General features: G+C 38.0%; 18 protein-coding genes. 9 read left to right on the top strand and 9 right to left on the bottom strand.

The features are described from left to right. Positions 1 to 30 precede the first annotated feature (30 nt). Genes B2W36_RS21565 through B2W36_RS21545 form a run of 5 tightly spaced genes read right to left on the bottom strand, consistent with a single transcriptional unit; the run spans position 31 to position 4,233 of the window. Entirely contained in the window at positions 31 to 735 is a 705-nt protein-coding gene (locus tag B2W36_RS21565) for a lycopene cyclase domain-containing protein (protein WP_293889515.1), read from the bottom strand. Further along, positions 732 to 1,190: a sterol desaturase family protein gene (locus tag B2W36_RS21560; protein WP_293884823.1), complete on the bottom strand. Its 459-nt coding sequence runs from the start codon at positions 1,188 to 1,190 to the stop codon at positions 732 to 734. The genes B2W36_RS21565 and B2W36_RS21560 overlap by 4 nt, the downstream gene beginning before the upstream one ends. A gap of 20 nt (positions 1,191 to 1,210) precedes the next feature. Continuing rightward, the gene (locus tag B2W36_RS21555) at positions 1,211 to 2,047 is read right to left on the bottom strand and encodes a phytoene/squalene synthase family protein (RefSeq protein ID WP_293884822.1); all 837 of its coding nucleotides are present in this window, start codon (positions 2,045 to 2,047) and stop codon (positions 1,211 to 1,213) included. Between the two features lie 4 nt (positions 2,048 to 2,051). Then, the gene (locus B2W36_RS21550; protein WP_293884821.1) at positions 2,052 to 3,530 is read right to left on the bottom strand and encodes a phytoene desaturase family protein; all 1,479 of its coding nucleotides are present in this window, start codon (positions 3,528 to 3,530) and stop codon (positions 2,052 to 2,054) included. A 52-nt stretch (positions 3,531 to 3,582) separates the two neighbouring features. Then, positions 3,583 to 4,233 carry a MarR family winged helix-turn-helix transcriptional regulator gene (locus B2W36_RS21545; protein WP_293884820.1) on the bottom strand — a complete coding sequence of 217 codons (651 nt, stop codon included), beginning with the start codon at positions 4,231 to 4,233 and terminating at the stop codon, positions 3,583 to 3,585. A gap of 352 nt (positions 4,234 to 4,585) precedes the next feature. Here B2W36_RS21545 and B2W36_RS21540 point away from each other — a divergent pair, with 352 nt between their 5' ends. The 4 genes from B2W36_RS21540 (at position 4,586) to B2W36_RS21525 (ending at position 8,608) form a co-directional block, all read left to right on the top strand. Further along, positions 4,586 to 5,101: a ferritin-like domain-containing protein gene (locus tag B2W36_RS21540; RefSeq protein ID WP_209577996.1), complete on the top strand. Its 516-nt coding sequence runs from the start codon at positions 4,586 to 4,588 to the stop codon at positions 5,099 to 5,101. A gap of 278 nt (positions 5,102 to 5,379) precedes the next feature. Continuing rightward, the gene (locus tag B2W36_RS21535; protein ID WP_293884819.1) at positions 5,380 to 5,559 is read left to right on the top strand and encodes a DUF5670 family protein; all 180 of its coding nucleotides are present in this window, start codon (positions 5,380 to 5,382) and stop codon (positions 5,557 to 5,559) included. Positions 5,560 to 5,851: 292 nt separating this feature from the next. Then, on the top strand, positions 5,852 to 7,276 hold the full coding sequence (locus tag B2W36_RS21530) for an SDR family oxidoreductase (protein ID WP_293884818.1): 1,425 nt from the start codon (positions 5,852 to 5,854) through the stop codon (positions 7,274 to 7,276). A 126-nt stretch (positions 7,277 to 7,402) separates the two neighbouring features. Continuing rightward, the gene (locus B2W36_RS21525; protein ID WP_293884817.1) at positions 7,403 to 8,608 is read left to right on the top strand and encodes a GAF domain-containing sensor histidine kinase; all 1,206 of its coding nucleotides are present in this window, start codon (positions 7,403 to 7,405) and stop codon (positions 8,606 to 8,608) included. 90 nt (positions 8,609 to 8,698) lie between these two features. On the opposite strand, the gene B2W36_RS21520 is transcribed toward B2W36_RS21525, so the two are convergent. After that, entirely contained in the window at positions 8,699 to 9,718 is a 1,020-nt protein-coding gene (locus B2W36_RS21520) for an aldo/keto reductase (protein WP_293889514.1), read from the bottom strand. Between the two features lie 48 nt (positions 9,719 to 9,766). After that, positions 9,767 to 10,501: a 5'/3'-nucleotidase SurE gene (surE, locus tag B2W36_RS21515; protein WP_293889513.1), complete on the bottom strand. Its 735-nt coding sequence runs from the start codon at positions 10,499 to 10,501 to the stop codon at positions 9,767 to 9,769. Positions 10,502 to 10,552: 51 nt separating this feature from the next. Here surE and B2W36_RS21510 point away from each other — a divergent pair, with 51 nt between their 5' ends. After that, positions 10,553 to 11,470, top strand: a complete 918-nt coding sequence (locus B2W36_RS21510) for a diacylglycerol/lipid kinase family protein (RefSeq protein ID WP_293889512.1) — start codon at positions 10,553 to 10,555, stop codon at positions 11,468 to 11,470. Between the two features lie 104 nt (positions 11,471 to 11,574). Then, positions 11,575 to 11,790 carry a hypothetical protein gene (locus B2W36_RS21505; protein ID WP_293889511.1) on the top strand — a complete coding sequence of 72 codons (216 nt, stop codon included), beginning with the start codon at positions 11,575 to 11,577 and terminating at the stop codon, positions 11,788 to 11,790. 82 nt (positions 11,791 to 11,872) lie between these two features. On the opposite strand, the gene B2W36_RS21500 is transcribed toward B2W36_RS21505, so the two are convergent. After that, positions 11,873 to 13,891, bottom strand: a complete 2,019-nt coding sequence (locus B2W36_RS21500; RefSeq protein WP_293889510.1) for a hypothetical protein — start codon at positions 13,889 to 13,891, stop codon at positions 11,873 to 11,875. Positions 13,892 to 14,084: 193 nt separating this feature from the next. Here B2W36_RS21500 and B2W36_RS21495 point away from each other — a divergent pair, with 193 nt between their 5' ends. After that, positions 14,085 to 14,288 carry a hypothetical protein gene (locus tag B2W36_RS21495; RefSeq protein WP_293884811.1) on the top strand — a complete coding sequence of 68 codons (204 nt, stop codon included), beginning with the start codon at positions 14,085 to 14,087 and terminating at the stop codon, positions 14,286 to 14,288. A gap of 5 nt (positions 14,289 to 14,293) precedes the next feature. Then, on the top strand, positions 14,294 to 14,656 hold the full coding sequence (locus B2W36_RS21490) for a VOC family protein (RefSeq protein WP_293884810.1): 363 nt from the start codon (positions 14,294 to 14,296) through the stop codon (positions 14,654 to 14,656). Between the two features lie 134 nt (positions 14,657 to 14,790). On the opposite strand, the gene B2W36_RS21485 is transcribed toward B2W36_RS21490, so the two are convergent. Next, positions 14,791 to 15,174 carry a YidH family protein gene (locus tag B2W36_RS21485; RefSeq protein ID WP_209577986.1) on the bottom strand — a complete coding sequence of 128 codons (384 nt, stop codon included), beginning with the start codon at positions 15,172 to 15,174 and terminating at the stop codon, positions 14,791 to 14,793. 374 nt (positions 15,175 to 15,548) lie between these two features. Here B2W36_RS21485 and B2W36_RS21480 point away from each other — a divergent pair, with 374 nt between their 5' ends. Beyond that, on the top strand, positions 15,549 to 16,580 hold the full coding sequence (locus B2W36_RS21480) for a fatty acid desaturase (RefSeq protein WP_293884809.1): 1,032 nt from the start codon (positions 15,549 to 15,551) through the stop codon (positions 16,578 to 16,580). Positions 16,581 to 16,682: the final 102 nt, after the last annotated feature.

Below are 16,682 nucleotides of genomic sequence, written 5' to 3'. Positions count from 1 at the left end.
GTATCCCTAATCCAATTGCTCCAATGCATCTCACTTCGCTATTGGAGCAAAACCTTTATTTTGAAATTTCTTGAAAAAATAGAGAACCAATAAAAACTGTGTATAGCCATATACCGCATCTTCTACAGGAATCGTCAGTATCCTGATGCCCATAAATTCCATTGGGTTGTAATTCACTATTGGCGATTCCAATCCAGTTCCCGTGAGTATACCATTCACAGGTAAAAAGCCCAACATGAGCAGGGTAAAAACCAAAGAGGCTTGCGTAATCCATTGCACGCGTAAAACAAAATGGAAAATCAACAGTGTTAAAATAGTGACTACAGCGGTTACCAGGGTATAAATTCGATCGGTATAACGGAGAGCAACCACGGCGCATATAATGATGCTTACAAAAACGACGATGTTGTTAAAGGCGGAAAGGGATTGCAGTTTAAAAAATTTGTCAATGCAAAAATAAGTAAAAATACAAGAAAAAGGAATGAAGATAAAGAACAGCCACTCTTCTATCGGCAGTCCTGCTATCACCAGTCCTAAAGTATATCTTGTGTCAAACCACCAAACTCCCTCACTTGTAAACCACACATCCCAAGCGATAAAAAATATAGCAACAAGCACAGCTGCTTTTAAGAATGGAAAAAATTCACGGTCGAATCGAAGCCGCTTGTCGAAGGATGCGACAAAACAGATTACTACCGTAAAAAATAAGATAAGCGAATAAGTATATTGCATCATATTTTTTCATTGTTAGAATACATTTTAAAGTATTTCATTGGCACATACAAAAAACCGAAACATTCCCCTTCTTCCTTGCCCAAATGTTTGTGATGCTGCTTGTGAGCACGCCGAAGAGCCAAAAAATAACGATTATTTGTTTTACTCATCCATTTGAAACGCTGATGTATAAAGATATCGTGAACGAAGAAATAAGCCAGGCCATACAGCATAATCCCAATGCCGATATAAAAAAGATAATTGTAATCTCTTAAAGAACCAAAATACATTAGCGCGATGGTCGGAACAGCAAAAATAATGAAGAAGTAATCATTTTTCTCCAAAAATCCCTCGTTACTATGATCATGGTGATCCCTATGGAGCATCCATAAGAAGCCATGCATAATATATTTATGAATTAACCAGGTAGCGCCTTCCATGGCGATAAAAGTGAGCAGTATAATAATCAAGTTCATATTGCGATAAGCTGATGGATTTATAAATAAGCCGCCTTATAGCGCACGTAACTTTTAACTGCGACATAAGCTTTTTGAATATTAGGTATTCTAATCCTATTTTCCAAAATTTCTTCAGAAGATTTCTTTCGGATCTGTGAAAAGAGAGAGAGATAATATTTATAAGCTAAATAAACTCCAAACTTAGACGACGCAGGTAACTTCTTGATTCCCAAAAGTGCTTCTTTAAATTCGGTATGAATTTCCTCTTCGATACGACGTTTCATGATATTATCGAATTGGCTCATATCCAAATTTGGAAAATAGGTGCGCCCAAGCACCTGATAATCTTCTTTTAGATCGCGTAAAAAATTGATTTTTTGAAATGCAGAACCGAGCTTCATGGCATAAGGCTTTAGCTCTTCATAGCGCTGACGGTCGCCTTCACAAAAAACCTGTAGACACATCAGTCCCACGACTTCTGCAGAACCATAAATATATTCCTTGTAGCGTTCTGAATTGTACTCAACTTTGTTGAGATCCATCTCCATACTATGAAGAAATTGATTGATAAGGGACATATCAATATTATATTTGCGTACGGTTTCCTGAAAAGATTGCAGGATAGGGTTTAACGAAATGCCTTCATCTAAAGCGTTGGTGGTTTCCAAATAAAGTCGCCCCAATAACCGTTGCTTGTCATAACCATGAAAACTATCGACAATTTCATCAGCCAATCGTACATAACCATATATCGCATAAATACTTGCACGAATGCTCGGTTTTAGAGCCAAAATACCGAGCGAAAAACTTGTACTATACTTTTCAGTTGTTTTTTTGCTCACTTCATAAGCGAGTTCATCAAATAGTTTTTTCATGATCTTATAATTTACGCAATAATTCAATGGCTTCTTTGGCAACTATCTTACCCGATATAATGGATGGAGGTACCCCGGGGCCGGGCACCGTCAGCTGCCCTGTATAAAAAAGATTCTTAACTTTCTTATTCCTGATTTTCGGTTTCAATACCGCTGTTTGTGTCAATGTATTTGCTAATCCATAAGCATTTCCGCCATAAGCATTATAATCGCTTACAAAGTCGCTCACACAGTAACTTCTTTTATATACGATCTGTTCATATAACATATTTGAACCAGTATGCTTTTCTAGACGCTTTAACATATGAATAAGATATTTTTCACGCGTTTCTTCATCGTCCGAAATAGCTGTAGCCAATGGCATTAATAAGAAAAGATTCTCCGTATTTGCAGGCGCCACATTGGGATCCGTTTTGGATGGACAACAAGCATAAAACAAAGGATTCTGAGGCCACTTCTTTTCGCCATAGATACATTCAATATGATCATCCAATGGATGCTCAAAAAACAAGGTGTGGTGCGTTAAATTAGGAATAGGAGACTTCATACCTAAGTAATATATCAAACTGGATGGTGCAAACGTCCTGGTTTTCCAATAATCCTCATCGTAGTTTCTGAACTCTTTATCTAATAATGTTTCAATATGATGATAATCTGCCGAGGCAACCACAACATCATAATCATGATACACTCCGTTAATCTCCAGCGAACTGATCGTATTATTTTTAACCTTCATTCCATCGACATTATGATCAAAATGAAAAGTTACGCCTTGCTTCTCAGCCACCTGTTGCATCGCTAGCACCAATTGAAAAAAACCTCCTTTTGGATAATGAGTACCTAATGCATAACCGCCATAATTCATTAGGCTGTATAAGGCCGGAATATCTTTGGGTGAAGCACCCAAAAATATAACAGGAAATTCCATTAATGTGCGTAGCCTCTGGTCCTTAAAATATTTAGCAACATAGGATCTAAAATTAGAAAGCAGATCGAGCTTAAAAGCACTAAGAGCAATCTTAGGGGACAGAAATTCACTCCAATTGTGACAGGGTTTATTGACAAAGTCGCGCATGCCTACCTCATACTTAAATTTGGCAGCCTCCATAAATTTATCCAGCTGCTCACCCGCTCCAGGTTCGATCTGCTCAAACAACTGCTTTAATTCCGGATAAGATTCGGGTACGCTAATCTGCCCTGAACTAAATATCATTTCAAATTGCGGATTGAGCGAAACGAGCTCAAAAAAATCCGCTGTACTGCAATCAAAATCTAAAAAAAATGACTCAATGATATCAGGCATCCAGTACCAGCTTGGTCCCATATCAAATTTAAATCCTTCAACTGTGTCAAACTGTCTCGCCCTCCCACCGGGCACCGTATGCTTTTCATAAACATGTACATCGCATCCAGCCTGAGCGAGATAAGCCGCAGCTGAAAGACCTGAAAAACCCGCACCTATAACTGCTACCTTCTTCTTCATTTATGTTAATTTGATTCCTTCTTCTTCACTGATGTTAATTAAACTAAGGATGTTATTTCGCTATATTGATCTGCTCCAACAGTTTATCTGGTGAAATATTCTTATCATAAATCACCTGATGAAATTTGCTCAGCTTATCCAATAAACTTATTAATGTTATTTTTTCACTGTATGTCAAATTACCTGAAACAATTTGTGTTGCATGCCGTATTTTTTCCATTTGTTGATCTAAAGCTAATCGACCATTCTCCGTAATATAAATCACTTTACTTCGACGATCCGATTCTGAATTTTGCTGGCTAATCCATCCTTGTTTGATTAAACGGTTAATAATGGCCATACCCGCAGGTTTTTCATGAATATTCCTTCTGATTAGCTCCATTTTTGTCATCTCGCCAAACGACCTAAGGGTAATAAGATATATATATTCCTCCTGGGTTGAAAAATCAGATTCCCATATAGCCGCTTTGGAATAGCTTTTTGCAAACCTATTCATATGCACAAGTAAGGTGCTGATTACACTCTCTGGCGTGCGCCCATTCTCTTTTCCTTCCCAATAGGGCTCAACAGAAATTCCTGTTTCCTTTGCCGTTACCCAACGCTTAAATCCATCGGAGTCATCGCTAAAGCTATCAGTAACTTCTGTTTCCGCGTCAAATTCCTCGACTAATCCAATGATTTCTTTTAAAAGCTTATACTTCATACGCACAAATTAGAACACTAATATACTACTATAGTTTTATGTATAAAAAAAAAGGGTTGTTTTTAGGATAAAAATAAACTAATCAAAATAATATAGAGCTTAATTCTGAGTTACTATTAGTTTGTAATATACTAAAAAACAGCAATAATACCTGAATTTGAGATCAAATAGACCGCATATGTATTAAATTTTGTTACGGATGATACGATCAAGCTCACTTCGACTATACGGAACAAAAGAATGTAAGGGTTTTATTGTCACCAATTGACGAATGCCAGTGACAATAAAGAAATGAAAATGAGATTTTAAAAACGATCTTATTTTGACAGATGTCCATCTCTAAAAAAGAATTATGGCAAAATCGAATCAAAATCAACAAAAAATGCCAAATGAGCATTTACATGAGTTATTTGTAGACGAATTAAAAGATATTTTGGGTGCTGAAAAACAACTTTTAAAAGGGTTAAAGAAAATGAGCAAAGCAGCCGAAGATGAACAACTGAAACAGGCATTTGAAAAACATCATGGCCAGACCGAACAGCAGATTGAGCGGCTTAAGGAAGTGTTTTCCGTATTGGGAATCGCTGCTCGAGGTAAGAAATGCAAAGCCATGGAGGGGCTCCTAGAGGAAGCTGACGAGATTATCGAAAATTTTGAAGGAGACCCAGCATTGGATGCAGCGCTTATTTCTGCAGCGCAAAAAGTTGAACATTATGAGATAGCAAGTTATGGTTGTCTGGTTACATTTGCAAAGCTGATGAAACATTCAGAAGCAGAGCAATTGCTACAACAAACACTTGATGAAGAAAAAGAAACAGATACGTTACTTACAGAAATTGCTGTTTCCGGTGTAAATGAATCTGCTTAAGCATTAATAACCAAAAATGAAATGCCCGAAAAATCGGGCATTTCATTTTTGGTTTCAAATCCTGTTCCTGCAATATAAATTCCATCTTATATGTTTGGAAACCTAAGGGAATGACGCTTTTAAACTTCTATATTCCGAGGATACCGAGTATACATTGATTAATTTTAATCTTACAAGAAGTATATCTCTGCTTCCAATATCGAAATTGAGAGTGATCTTTTCCTATCAAATTTTAAACGATTTCATCGGCATATTGTTCTTCAATCAAGAAATATCATATGGAAGATCTATTATATTCGATAGCCGTCAGCATAGTCATTATTTGGGCGGTAACTTTTCTTGGCGGGTTTGTAACAGAAGATATTGTTCACGTCTTATTAATTTTGGCTACTGTAACATTCATATTTCGTGCAATAACAATTAATGGGAGCCGCGAAGCTCGCAGATCCGAGGAATAAGATATTGCCGACACGACTAAAGCTTAATCATTTTCGTTTAAATTTACTTTTCGCCTACTCAGATTATTTTTTTGGAATAAAAATCCATTTTAAATTTACTTCGTGATACATCGTGTGATGGATAAAATGTATTTATTCTATTTATAAAAACGCTAACTGTCTAAAAGGAGAGGCAGATTGCTACAATGCTCGGGAAAGAATACCTAGCCAAACCGCTAACTAAAATTAAAAATTTATTTATATTTTAGGGTATTTACACAGGAAATAACACAAATAAAAGATGTAATGGCTTATGAAGATTCTCTTGACAGGTGTGACGGGTTATATTGCCAAACGCCTATTACCCGTATTATTGGAGCAAGGACATGAGCTTATCTGCTGTGTTAGGGATAGAGATCGTCTCAATATTCCAACTGAACAGCATAATATAGATGTTATCGAAGTAGATTTTCTAGATAAAGAAACACTCAAAAACGTGCCGACTGATTTTGATGTAGCTTATTATCTTATACATTCGATGGCTACCCAAACTGGCGACTTTCAACGCATGGAAATTGAATGCGCTACCAATTTCAAAAATTTCATTGAGTCGACCAAAGCACGGCAGATTATCTATTTGAGTGGAATAAGTAATTCCAATCAGCTTTCCAAACATCTGGATTCAAGGAGAAATGTAGAAAAAGTATTAGCAAGTGGTTCAATTCCCATTACAACATTAAGGGCTGGTATAATTGTCGGGTCAGGTAGTGCTTCTTTCGAAATCATACGCGATTTAGTGGAAAAACTCCCCATTATGGTGACACCAAAATGGCTTAAAACTAAATGCCAGCCAATAGCAATCCGGAATGTCATTGAATTTATGGTCGGTGTTATGCTGAACGCTGAAACATACCACAAAAGTTATGATATTGGTGGTCCGGATGTTCTTACTTACAAAGAAATGCTTTTGCAGTATGCCACTGAAAGAAAGCTTAAGAGACATATTTACATCGTTCCCGTGATGACACCCAGACTATCTTCCTATTGGCTCTATTTTGTTACTTCGACTTCATACAATTTGGCAAAAAACTTAGTTGACAGTATGAAAGTAGAAGTGATTTGTAAACCAAATCGTCTAGCCGAGCAACTTGGCATAACACTGATCAACTACCGTACCGCTATCCAATTGGCTTTCCAAAAAATTGAAAGTGACCATGTGATTTCGAGCTGGAAAGATGCGCAGACCAGTAACATTTTATCTGGAGGATTGAGTAGACTGCTGGAAGTACCCGCTTATGGCTGCTTTAAAGATGTACGTAGTGTTACACTGGGCAACAGTGACGCTTCATTAAATAAGATCTGGTCTATAGGAGGACAATCGGGTTGGTACTATGGCAATTGGCTTTGGAAAATCCGGGGCTTTATGGATCAATTGGTTGGTGGGGTCGGGATGCGACGAGGGCGGAAAAGCAAAACTGATCTTTCCGCAGGTGACACCCTTGATTTTTGGCGTGTATTAATTGCAGATAAAAAACAGAAAAGACTACTTCTCTATGCAGAGATGAAATTACCGGGTGAAGCGTGGCTCGAATTTAAAATCGAGGGACAAACGTTGATACAAACTGCGACTTTTAGGCCATTGGGAATTTCAGGTAGGCTATATTGGTATGCCGTGCTACCATTTCACGCCTTTATATTTAAAGGACTAATCGAGCAAATAGCAAAATTGGAAAAATAATGTGTTGATTACTGTTATTTTGACGCCACTTTTACGATTATATCAATTTTTTAGGAAACTATGTTGTATTTTCACTGAGAGATGAACACCCATCGGTGGATTCACATCGCTAACAATGCAAAAAAAATGACCATCCCAAATCAAATACATAAACCATACGACACATCCGATAAAAGCGACTTCAATACCTGTCAACGAATTTTGGAGGAACTTTGTAGCCAGACCAAAATGAGATATGGTTTGATACGTAAGAAAGATGGACTAAAATGGGGAAATTGGTGCGTTTATGACTATCAGTCTCAGCAAATAGTCAATAAAAACAGCGACACCTACGTTAAAATATATCAAGAAATTAGAACAGGTTTTTCGCCTATTTACATTAATGATAGTACACAATGTACTGTTGATCAATGGACTGACGTTCTTCAGGAATTCGGCTTAAAAAGTTATATCTCTTACCCAATAGTTAACAAGAAGGATGCTATTGTAGGGCACATGAGTTTTATGAATGCGGAGCCTGTACATTTTGACCGAACCAAGTTGGAAACGCTGCTCCCCGTTTGTAGTGATTTAATTGCAATAGATTTTAAAACAATATTCGGCCTTAACAAGGCGAGAAGAGAATTAAAACAGGAGCTCAGTTACACTAAAAACAGAGAGCTCATTTTAACCTCCCTAGCCCATGATCTGAATAACCCTGTGAGTATCGTAAAGGTGATATCACAATATCTGATGGGGACTGTAAAAGATGATAACCAAAAACGCTTAATAAAGAAAATAGAAGAAGCGTCTCTTCGGATGAAAGGAATGATCGATGATATATTGGATTTCAGCAGTATACGTCTTGAAAATAAACCCACAATAATTAATGAATGTTTCCGGATCGATACTTTAATTAGACAAATCCTATCCGAATATGAATTTTTACATAATAAAACATTAATGGCCAACATCGATCTTCCAACTGAAATACGTTGTGATCAACATAAAATGGGAAGGGCCTTTGCAAATTTAATTGGAAATGCAATAAAGCATGGGAACCCGGATAAAAATATAGAAATCAATGCATTCATTGAAGAAGGGCAATTTATTTTTAGCGTTACAAATGACCTTATATTCCCTCAACAAGTGTCGGATTTATCAAACTTATTCGAACCGTTTATGCGAGGAGACAATAGCAAAGGTTTAGGATTAGGACTATTTATTGCAAGTGAAATAGCAAAACTTCACAAAGGGACAATAATCGTTCACTCAGACAACACTAAGATTACCTTTAAGCTGGTTATCCCTACAGATTTCATGAGATCTATTCAATTGAGATCTATTCAATAACATATATTAAAGTTGGTCTAACATATAACGTACAATTGACATCACTTCAAAGAGGGTGTGCCAATCACACCCTAAATCTCGTCAAGTACTTCACATCTTTGGTACTGGACAGTTTTGTTCAATAAGTTTCTCATGTTTTAGCTCGATCCAGAAGTCATTGGGGATCTTAACGTTGAACGAATTTGCATTTTCTACCGCCTGTTCAGCCGTATGTGCACCCGGTATCACTCCAGATACTTCTTCGGGAGCTGCCGAAAATTGTAATGTTGCTGTGCGAAGATCAACATTATGATTTTTTGCGACCTGATACAAAGCATTTAGTTTTTCCTTGACACCAGCAGGGAAAGTTCCATCGTAGAGATAACGGTTTTTTCCAGCTAAAAATCCAGCACATAATGGCGCTCCCACAATGATTGAAATACCTCGTTCAGCTACTTTAGGAAAAACTTGATTCAGCCCTTCCTCGTGTTTTATCAATGAATACTGACAGGCTGAAAGAAAAACATCTGGATCTGCAACTTCCAATGTCTGTAATATCGGTGCAACGGTATTAACTCCTAGCCCCCAGCCTTTAATAATCCCTTCTTCTCTCATCCTAGTCAATTCAGGCATCGCCCCGTGTGCAGCTTGCTCAAAATAATAAGAATAGCTGTCTTTCATATCTCCATTGTCTGGTGACAGGTCATGAATAAATACCATATCTATCGAAGATAGTCCTAAGCGTTGCAAACTATCTTCTAAGCTCCTTCTTACACCTGAAGCAGTATAATCATAGCGGTAGCCAAAATTTAATTTCCCTTTCCACAGCGGCTGGTCCATTTTAAAATCCTCTTGAGGCAACATGAGTCTGCCCACTTTTGTTGACAAGGTAAAACTTTCCCTAGGCTGATCTTTTAAAAATAAGCCCATTCGGCGTTCGCTTATGCCTAAACCGTACCATGGGGATGTATCAAACAATCGTATTCCCGCCTTCCACGCCGCTTCTACCGCCTCCAAACATGCGTAATCAGTATGGTGCTGAAATCCATTCCCTAAGGCTACGCCTCCAAATCCTGCCTTATCAACTGGACGAAATCTTTCCTTTTGCATTAAATTTTCTGTTGCATTCATATCTTTTCCATTAATGTTTAATTTACCCATTCACTTAGCTCCACCAAATCAACTTTGCTCCCGTTTCACTCTTTCCGCAAGTTCATCATGCGCAGTAAGATCAAGACGTAACGGTGTAATGGATACTAAATTATGCTCTACTGCCCAACGATCTGTGCCTTTATCAGCAGGTTCTAAAGGTACGACAGTGATCCAATAGTTTTCCCTTCCCATAGGATCTTCTCCCGATACAACCCTGCCGTCATACAACCTTACTGATTGTCTTGTCCATGCTATGCCCTGCGGTTGGGCTGGGAAATTCACATTGTAAAGCGCGGGTTCTTTATTTTCCATTAATATTTTTAGCACATCCCTTGTCCATGTAGATAAGCCTTCAAAATCCGGTTCAGTCTTTCCGACAGGGGTGCTCAAAGCAATACCCGTAACACCAAGAAGGGTGGCCTGCTTAGCAGCAGCTAGTGTCCCCGAATGCCACATAGAATTACCAAGATTCGGCCCCATATTGATACCGGAAAGTACAACCTGCGTATCAGGAAACATATGTAAACCCAATGCTACGCAGTCTGCCGGAGTTCCATTGACCCTAAAAGCTTCAATATCTTCAAAAGTAATAGGTGCCCGCCGATAACTTAGCGGCCGGGAATGCGTAATCGCATGTCCCATTGAAGACTGTTCCACATCGGGTGCCACAATTTTTACCGTACCAAACTGTTTCGCTATTCTTGCCAGTGCTGCGATACCAGGCGAATAAATGCCATCGTCGTTAGTAATAAGTATATTCATAGTTGTTCATTTGTTTAAAAACCAATCTCAGCCATGCTTTGTTCAATTGTTATGAAAGAACATGGCAAAAACATAAGATTAGTACATAACCCTACCGCTGGGGATGATACGAATGGGGACAAAGATGAACTATGTCAATTGATTGAAAATCTTGGACACAATTGTACAGTAGTGGCAAAACAGCATGCTGTCAAGAAGATCGATCCGCAGACTGATATTATTGCCTTGGCTGGCGGTGATGGCACGATCAGAACTGCAGTTTTAGCGCTATTGGAAAAAAAACTAAAATTTAAAAGACCAATCGCCATACTGCCACAAGGAACTGCAAACAATATTGCTATCTCTCTTGGCATTCCTCTTGACTGTGAAAAAGCCATTGGTCTTTGGAACGACTGTAAACTTAAAAAATTCGATGTAGGAATGATTTTGGGATTAGCAGACAAGCCACTCCATTTTATAGAATCTATCGGTTTCGGCGTATTCCCTTTATTGATGGAAAAAATGGACAAAAAGAGTTTAGATGAAGATCTTAGTGCAGAAGAAGAAATAAAAATTGCACTCCAGCAATTACGCGAACTGGTCCAAACGTTTCCGGCCAAAACACTGAAAATGAAGGTAGGAGAAAGTCACTTTGAAACAGCATGTATTCTCGCCGAAGTTATGAATATTCCAAGCATGGGGCCTCGACTAATCTTATCTTCCAATGCTGATCCGGGCGACGGACAATTCGACATCATCATTGTAACTGAAAAGCAACGGCAGGAACTCATAGACCATATTGACGGGCTATTGAATGGATCCAATGTAGCATTGAAAATAAAACCCATCCGAGCTAGTCAGTTGACCATGGAATGGGAAGGCAAAAAAATACACATCGATGATGAATGCAGGAGTTACAGCGGCCAGCAAATAAAAATTTCCTTGCTTGAAAACCTTATTGAAATTGTTGCTGGCGAAAGTAAGCTATAGTTTGCGCCAACGATAACGCTACGAACGCTGTTCCCTACTAAAAAACAACATGTCAAATGCATAGATTGAAAAATAAATCTCGTACGGCAAGCATAGTTATTTTTATGATGATAACGTCCTCTGAGGAAGATTCAAAGAAGTCAAACAATGCATTGTCCGAAAGTCATAAAGATGACACTTCCAAACGTAAAAAGCGTCCTAATACCGATTTATCAGGTATTAAAGACGATCGTACCCATAATAAGGGCGCAGAACAGGCCGCGCAGAGAAAAAAAGACGACGAAGACACACCCGATCTTTCCGGTGACATCAATGTTTAGAAGGAAATCAGCCTGTTATCCTTGCATTGGCAGGGATTGATTAAGGGTTGCTGGCCTTCATTAGAATTTAACTTTTTAGAACTTAACTTTTTCGAGGTGGGAAGAAGAACAGCTTTGGATTTATCTTAAAATAGATCCAAACGGCTTTACCCATTTTAATCAATTCTTTCGAGGATAAGTTACGTGAACGGAAAGCTAAAATCAACGATAAAGAGAAACTGACCATAAAATTGAAAAACCCGATCATTCCAACCCCCAAAATACCCCAAAACCAGATCTCAGCAGGCAACTCCATACCATGCCCAAATAAACCCAATGCCAAATTCCCACTCGCAAATGTAATATGCCTAATATCCAAATTTAAACCTAAAAAAAGTCCGACCGGAGCTGTAGTTCCCATAAAAATTCCAAACCAAACGTTCGATACAATACCTGCCCATTTTTTCTCATAAAACAAAGCTATTTTATTTGTCTGCCGCTGTCCGAATATCTTTTTCAACATAGGATGCTCCTGAATGCGATAATAAACTGAATTGTGCTTGTCTCTATTTGATATACTTCCAGCAATAATTCCCGAAAGAAATAAAAAAACTCCCGCGATTGATGCATGAAAAACTAAAGGTGTTTTTACAGGGTTAAGGTCGTTAACAAGATGTAACCACTGTGCACTCGCAATATTAACATGAGACAGCTGTTGAATCAACCAGACAAAAAAAAGACTCATCGGAAAAGCCATCACAACATTACCAACAAAAGCAATGAACTGAGACCGAAATAACCTTCCAAATAATTCAGCAAACATCCAATAACGATGTCTGTTATTTCCAGCTCCGGAAGCTCCCTGCTCAATTGCATTGACCAAAGCAGAAGCCGTCATTGCGGGTTGTTTGGTTGCTAAAGTTGCACCAAAAAGATAAATTAACGTGAAACCTATCGCATAATTCAGGCTATATAAAAATGCATGACCAAATTCACTGGTATGTACCTTTCCCAACAATAACTTTAAGATACACATCACACCTACAATGAGGCCACCACCACAGGCGGATCGGAACATTTTCCAATATTCTTTTTCACTTGAGGTGATATAGTGTTCACCGGTCTGCGCGGTATGATGCGTAATCTCGTAGGCCAAAAGTTGTGTACTCTGTCCAACTAATTTGCGAATATTGCTTTTCCCGGAATTGTATCCAAGGAGAGTGATTGCCAGTTTGATTGTCTTTTGCTTCTTTTCATCCGGATGATCAATCACCAAAAAATATAAAATTTCTCGGATCCTTTCTAATTGTTGCCGCATGCGCAAAAGGGATTGATTCACTTTAATTGAAATGCCAAAACGATGTGAATTGTCGAATGCTGTTTCGATATACGCTTCGCATTGTCTATGTAGCACCAAAATCTGCTTATAAGATAGATCGTTGGATGGAATAAACTTTATATTGGATTGCAAAAGACGATCATTCAATTCGGTAAATTCCCGCATAATTGCAATAAATGGACTATCAAAATTTTGAAACTCCGGCACCATCTTGTTTACATCTGTTTCCATAGCACGCCCTGTAATACGTTGGACCAACACTTCCAGTCCATACAATATTTCAATCATCCCAAAGCCAGTTTCATCGTCATAAATCGTTTGCAATCCACATAAACAAAACAGTTCATCAACCTGATCCTGAGGGATCGTTGCTATCCACTCAGCATCGCGAGATTTATAAAAAACTTGATTTAAAAGATATTGTAAAGTAGACTTCGGCGGCTGAAAAGGTAGATACCGTTCTGTAATTCTTTTTTTTAGTTCGTAAAAAAAATCTGCATAACTTATGATGCCCGTATCAGAAATCAGCTGATCAAAATCCTTGGCAACCAGGATTCTTTTAAGATAAAGCTGAAAACATTGAAGTTCTTCAGGTGATGCATCAAAATAGTCTAATAAAAATTGAATGTCAGTCCGATAATGTAAATTGACATGCTTTGGACGAACGACGTCTACCAGTGAAACCAAAAAATCAACATTTATATAAGCTGGGTCTGCTATTTGAGTTTTAAAATGTTCAAATAAACTCTTTACCTGCGACTCGCTATCCTGTTCCTGTTCCATATATAATAAAATTCCTCTCTAGATACCAAGTTTGGGCACGTTTTGTTTTTAAAATCTAAAAGAGATATGCTTTACATCGTGTCAAAGAGCTACTAGAATGAATGATATCTATCATTTTTCAATCCATAGCATTTTCATAATTTTATAGCTAAGAAATTATAAATCAAAAGTGAACGATAAAGAAAAGACAAAAATGAAAAAAAACGACAAATTGAAGCCCGCAAAAATATGTTATGAACATATCGGCGGTAAACTCGGTCAGCTCTTACTCGAAAATTTGATAACAAAAGGCTGGTTGGCAAAAAAAGATCCCGCAGATAAAAACTTCTATATCACTGAACTTGGAGAGTCGCAATTGATAGCATTTGGAATAGACTTATCACAAATTAAACCCTAATTACCATGAACTTATTATTGGATTACGACAATTTCTTTTTACCGGTCGATGACCTCGATATAGCAAAGAAATTTTATCGAGACCAACTTGGGCTCGAAACTAAGTTTGACTTTCCAGCAAAAGGGATGACTGCGTTCAAAATAGGCGACAATGAACCAGCTATCATACTGAGTTCTGCCCAACAGGCAAAACCATGTATCTGGTTTACCGTTGCAGATGTTAAGGCAACCTATGCATATTTAAAGGAAAAGGGGATCGTATTTTTAAGCGAGCCGTTTGAGATTATGACAGGTCTAGCAGTCGAATTTAATGATCCTTTCGGAAATAAGCTTGGAATAACCGATTATTCCAAATCAAATAAAATTTGATTTTAATACCAACTGGGCTTTTAAGACGCTAGTAAATAATTGCAAACTGATTGATACAAACACGAGTCGACTTTTTATTTTATCGAGGCAAAAGGCTGGGTCATTTATTGTAAAAATACAATAATTTCTGCGCTCTAAAGACCGTCGATAAGATACCAACTCAGAATAAGACCAATGACAAAAATTAATACAGCAACAATGGTGATACTATTCGAAGTTTGAACGAAGTTCTCTTCCTCAATTTGCTTATTTGTCTTTCGGTATTTAAAGAAAGCAACAATAACAGTCAATGCACCAATAACCACAATGGAAACGCCAACAACGCCAGAATATTCATGTTGGGAGCCAACAACGACATCTTTCTTTAAAATGAGCTCTATCTGACGAATAAATAATGAAAATTTAACGACTACGAATCCAAAGCCCATAATCCCTAAGCTGGTTCGTATCCAAGCGAGAAAAGTCCGTTCATTAGCAAGATGGTCATTTACCTTCTGTGGTACACTGTTATTTGACATTTAAATAAATTTTGTGGTTTTCCCCTATATAAACGCTGCAGAACTTTAAAAAGTTTGCATCATATTTTAATGTTTCTATCGTTAAAATTTCTTTCCAAAGTCTTTTCTACATACCGTAAGCGATTTGCGAATAGCAAACGACGATTTTGCCGACAGGTTAAACAAACACTTGCAAAATTACCACATTGGAACATCTGTTTATATTCCAGACGTTGACGTTTCAATTTATCAGATCTTTAATCAAAAATACCGATGCAACTATAGTGAACTACGCCATGATACATCTTAAGGATATGTTAAACTTTTAAGATTAACACTTTTTAACCATGTAATATGGTAACTTTAACAAAAATTAGAATTTACATCAACCACAAATGCCCTTTTTAGACCATGTTCTGCAAGTTCCTACCTACGGATGGAAAGACGCCGATGGAAACCTCGTTAAGCCAACCAAGAAAGAAATTTTCAAAGAATTCTTCAAACGCCTCAATATTTTTAAGGATAAACGAAATTGGCTACCCTTTTTTAGCTGGTTCAAAGTAGCCTGCCTAATTCCGTTTTTTATACTCTTTTTGATATACCACTTCAGTTGGTGGACAGTATTGGCAGCCTTCCTCTATAGTATGATTGTTATGGGAACCCATGGCACGATATGGCATCATCGATTTGCCACACATGGTGCATTTAAATTCCGTAACGGTTTCTGGCGCTTTGTCACACAGAATCTGACTATCAATGTAATTCCCGAAGAAATATATGTGATTTCGCATCATGTGCATCATGCCAAATCGGATAAACCCGGCGATCCATACAATGCACAGGCTGGCTTTCTATACTGTTTCTTAGCCGATGTAAATCATCAGCCTATTGCTAAGGACCTGACGGAAAATTCATATAACCGGGTGAAATTACTTATGCGACACACAGGTGTTACAGCCAATAGCTATGCACAATATAAAAAATGGGGATCATATGTCAATCCATCTCACGCCGTGTGGTCATGGATACTTAATTGGGCCTTTTGGTATGCCATGTTCTATCTGATTGGTGGTCATGCCCTTGCTTGCACACTCTTTGGCGCGGCTGGCTTCTGGGCTGTCGGCGTCCGAACCTTCAACTATGAAGGCCATGCAAAAGGCGAAGACAAACAACGGGAAGGCATCGATTTCAATGAGAAGGACAAATCCATAAATCAATTATGGCCAGGCATTGTAGCAGGTGAATGGCACAATAACCATCATCTATACCCCAAGAGTGCACGTAGTGGTTTCAAACCATACCAAATTGATCTTGCGTGGTGTTATATTAAAATAATGCATAAACTAGGAGCAGTTAGCAGCTATAGGGATGACAAAAAAAGATTTGATGAACACTATCGCCTCCCCTACCTACAATCAAAAGAATAATAGTCAAATTTGGTGTTAAACGCATTCACAGCGATTATTTTGCCTAAGAGATTGTGCCGATTGTAGCCTGATACTCGCTGTGAATAGCTTATTTTTTGACCC

Source organism: Sphingobacterium sp. UBA3549, from assembly GCF_002376635.1.
Taxonomy (GTDB): Bacteria; Bacteroidota; Bacteroidia; order Sphingobacteriales; family Sphingobacteriaceae; genus Sphingobacterium.
Note: the sequence above shows the minus strand (reverse complement) of the source record. Positions and strands in the feature narration are given on the sequence as shown.

What these genes read in the sequence shown, in the direction of transcription:
- B2W36_RS21560 (WP_293884823.1), bottom strand. Translation starts at nt 1,190, where the DNA reads ATGAACTTGATTATTATACTGCTCACTTTTATCGCCATGGAAGGCGCT.
- B2W36_RS21520 (WP_293889514.1), bottom strand. Translation starts at nt 9,718, where the DNA reads ATGAATGCAACAGAAAATTTAATGCAAAAGGAAAGATTTCGTCCAGTT.
- B2W36_RS21505 (WP_293889511.1), top strand. Translation starts at nt 11,575, where the DNA reads ATGATGATAACGTCCTCTGAGGAAGATTCAAAGAAGTCAAACAATGCA.
- B2W36_RS21540 (WP_209577996.1), top strand. Translation starts at nt 4,586, where the DNA reads ATGGCAAAATCGAATCAAAATCAACAAAAAATGCCAAATGAGCATTTA.
- B2W36_RS21565 (WP_293889515.1), bottom strand. Translation starts at nt 735, where the DNA reads ATGATGCAATATACTTATTCGCTTATCTTATTTTTTACGGTAGTAATC.
- B2W36_RS21535 (WP_293884819.1), top strand. Translation starts at nt 5,380, where the DNA reads ATGGAAGATCTATTATATTCGATAGCCGTCAGCATAGTCATTATTTGG.
- B2W36_RS21495 (WP_293884811.1), top strand. Translation starts at nt 14,085, where the DNA reads ATGAAAAAAAACGACAAATTGAAGCCCGCAAAAATATGTTATGAACAT.
- B2W36_RS21490 (WP_293884810.1), top strand. Translation starts at nt 14,294, where the DNA reads ATGAACTTATTATTGGATTACGACAATTTCTTTTTACCGGTCGATGAC.
- B2W36_RS21525 (WP_293884817.1), top strand. Translation starts at nt 7,403, where the DNA reads ATGACCATCCCAAATCAAATACATAAACCATACGACACATCCGATAAA.
- B2W36_RS21485 (WP_209577986.1), bottom strand. Translation starts at nt 15,174, where the DNA reads ATGTCAAATAACAGTGTACCACAGAAGGTAAATGACCATCTTGCTAAT.
- B2W36_RS21545 (WP_293884820.1), bottom strand. Translation starts at nt 4,233, where the DNA reads ATGAAGTATAAGCTTTTAAAAGAAATCATTGGATTAGTCGAGGAATTT.
- B2W36_RS21550 (WP_293884821.1), bottom strand. Translation starts at nt 3,530, where the DNA reads ATGAAGAAGAAGGTAGCAGTTATAGGTGCGGGTTTTTCAGGTCTTTCA.
- B2W36_RS21510 (WP_293889512.1), top strand. Translation starts at nt 10,553, where the DNA reads ATGAAAGAACATGGCAAAAACATAAGATTAGTACATAACCCTACCGCT.
- B2W36_RS21555 (WP_293884822.1), bottom strand. Translation starts at nt 2,047, where the DNA reads ATGAAAAAACTATTTGATGAACTCGCTTATGAAGTGAGCAAAAAAACA.
- B2W36_RS21530 (WP_293884818.1), top strand. Translation starts at nt 5,852, where the DNA reads ATGAAGATTCTCTTGACAGGTGTGACGGGTTATATTGCCAAACGCCTA.
- surE (WP_293889513.1), bottom strand. Translation starts at nt 10,501, where the DNA reads ATGAATATACTTATTACTAACGACGATGGCATTTATTCGCCTGGTATC.
- B2W36_RS21480 (WP_293884809.1), top strand. Translation starts at nt 15,549, where the DNA reads ATGCCCTTTTTAGACCATGTTCTGCAAGTTCCTACCTACGGATGGAAA.
- B2W36_RS21500 (WP_293889510.1), bottom strand. Translation starts at nt 13,891, where the DNA reads ATGGAACAGGAACAGGATAGCGAGTCGCAGGTAAAGAGTTTATTTGAA.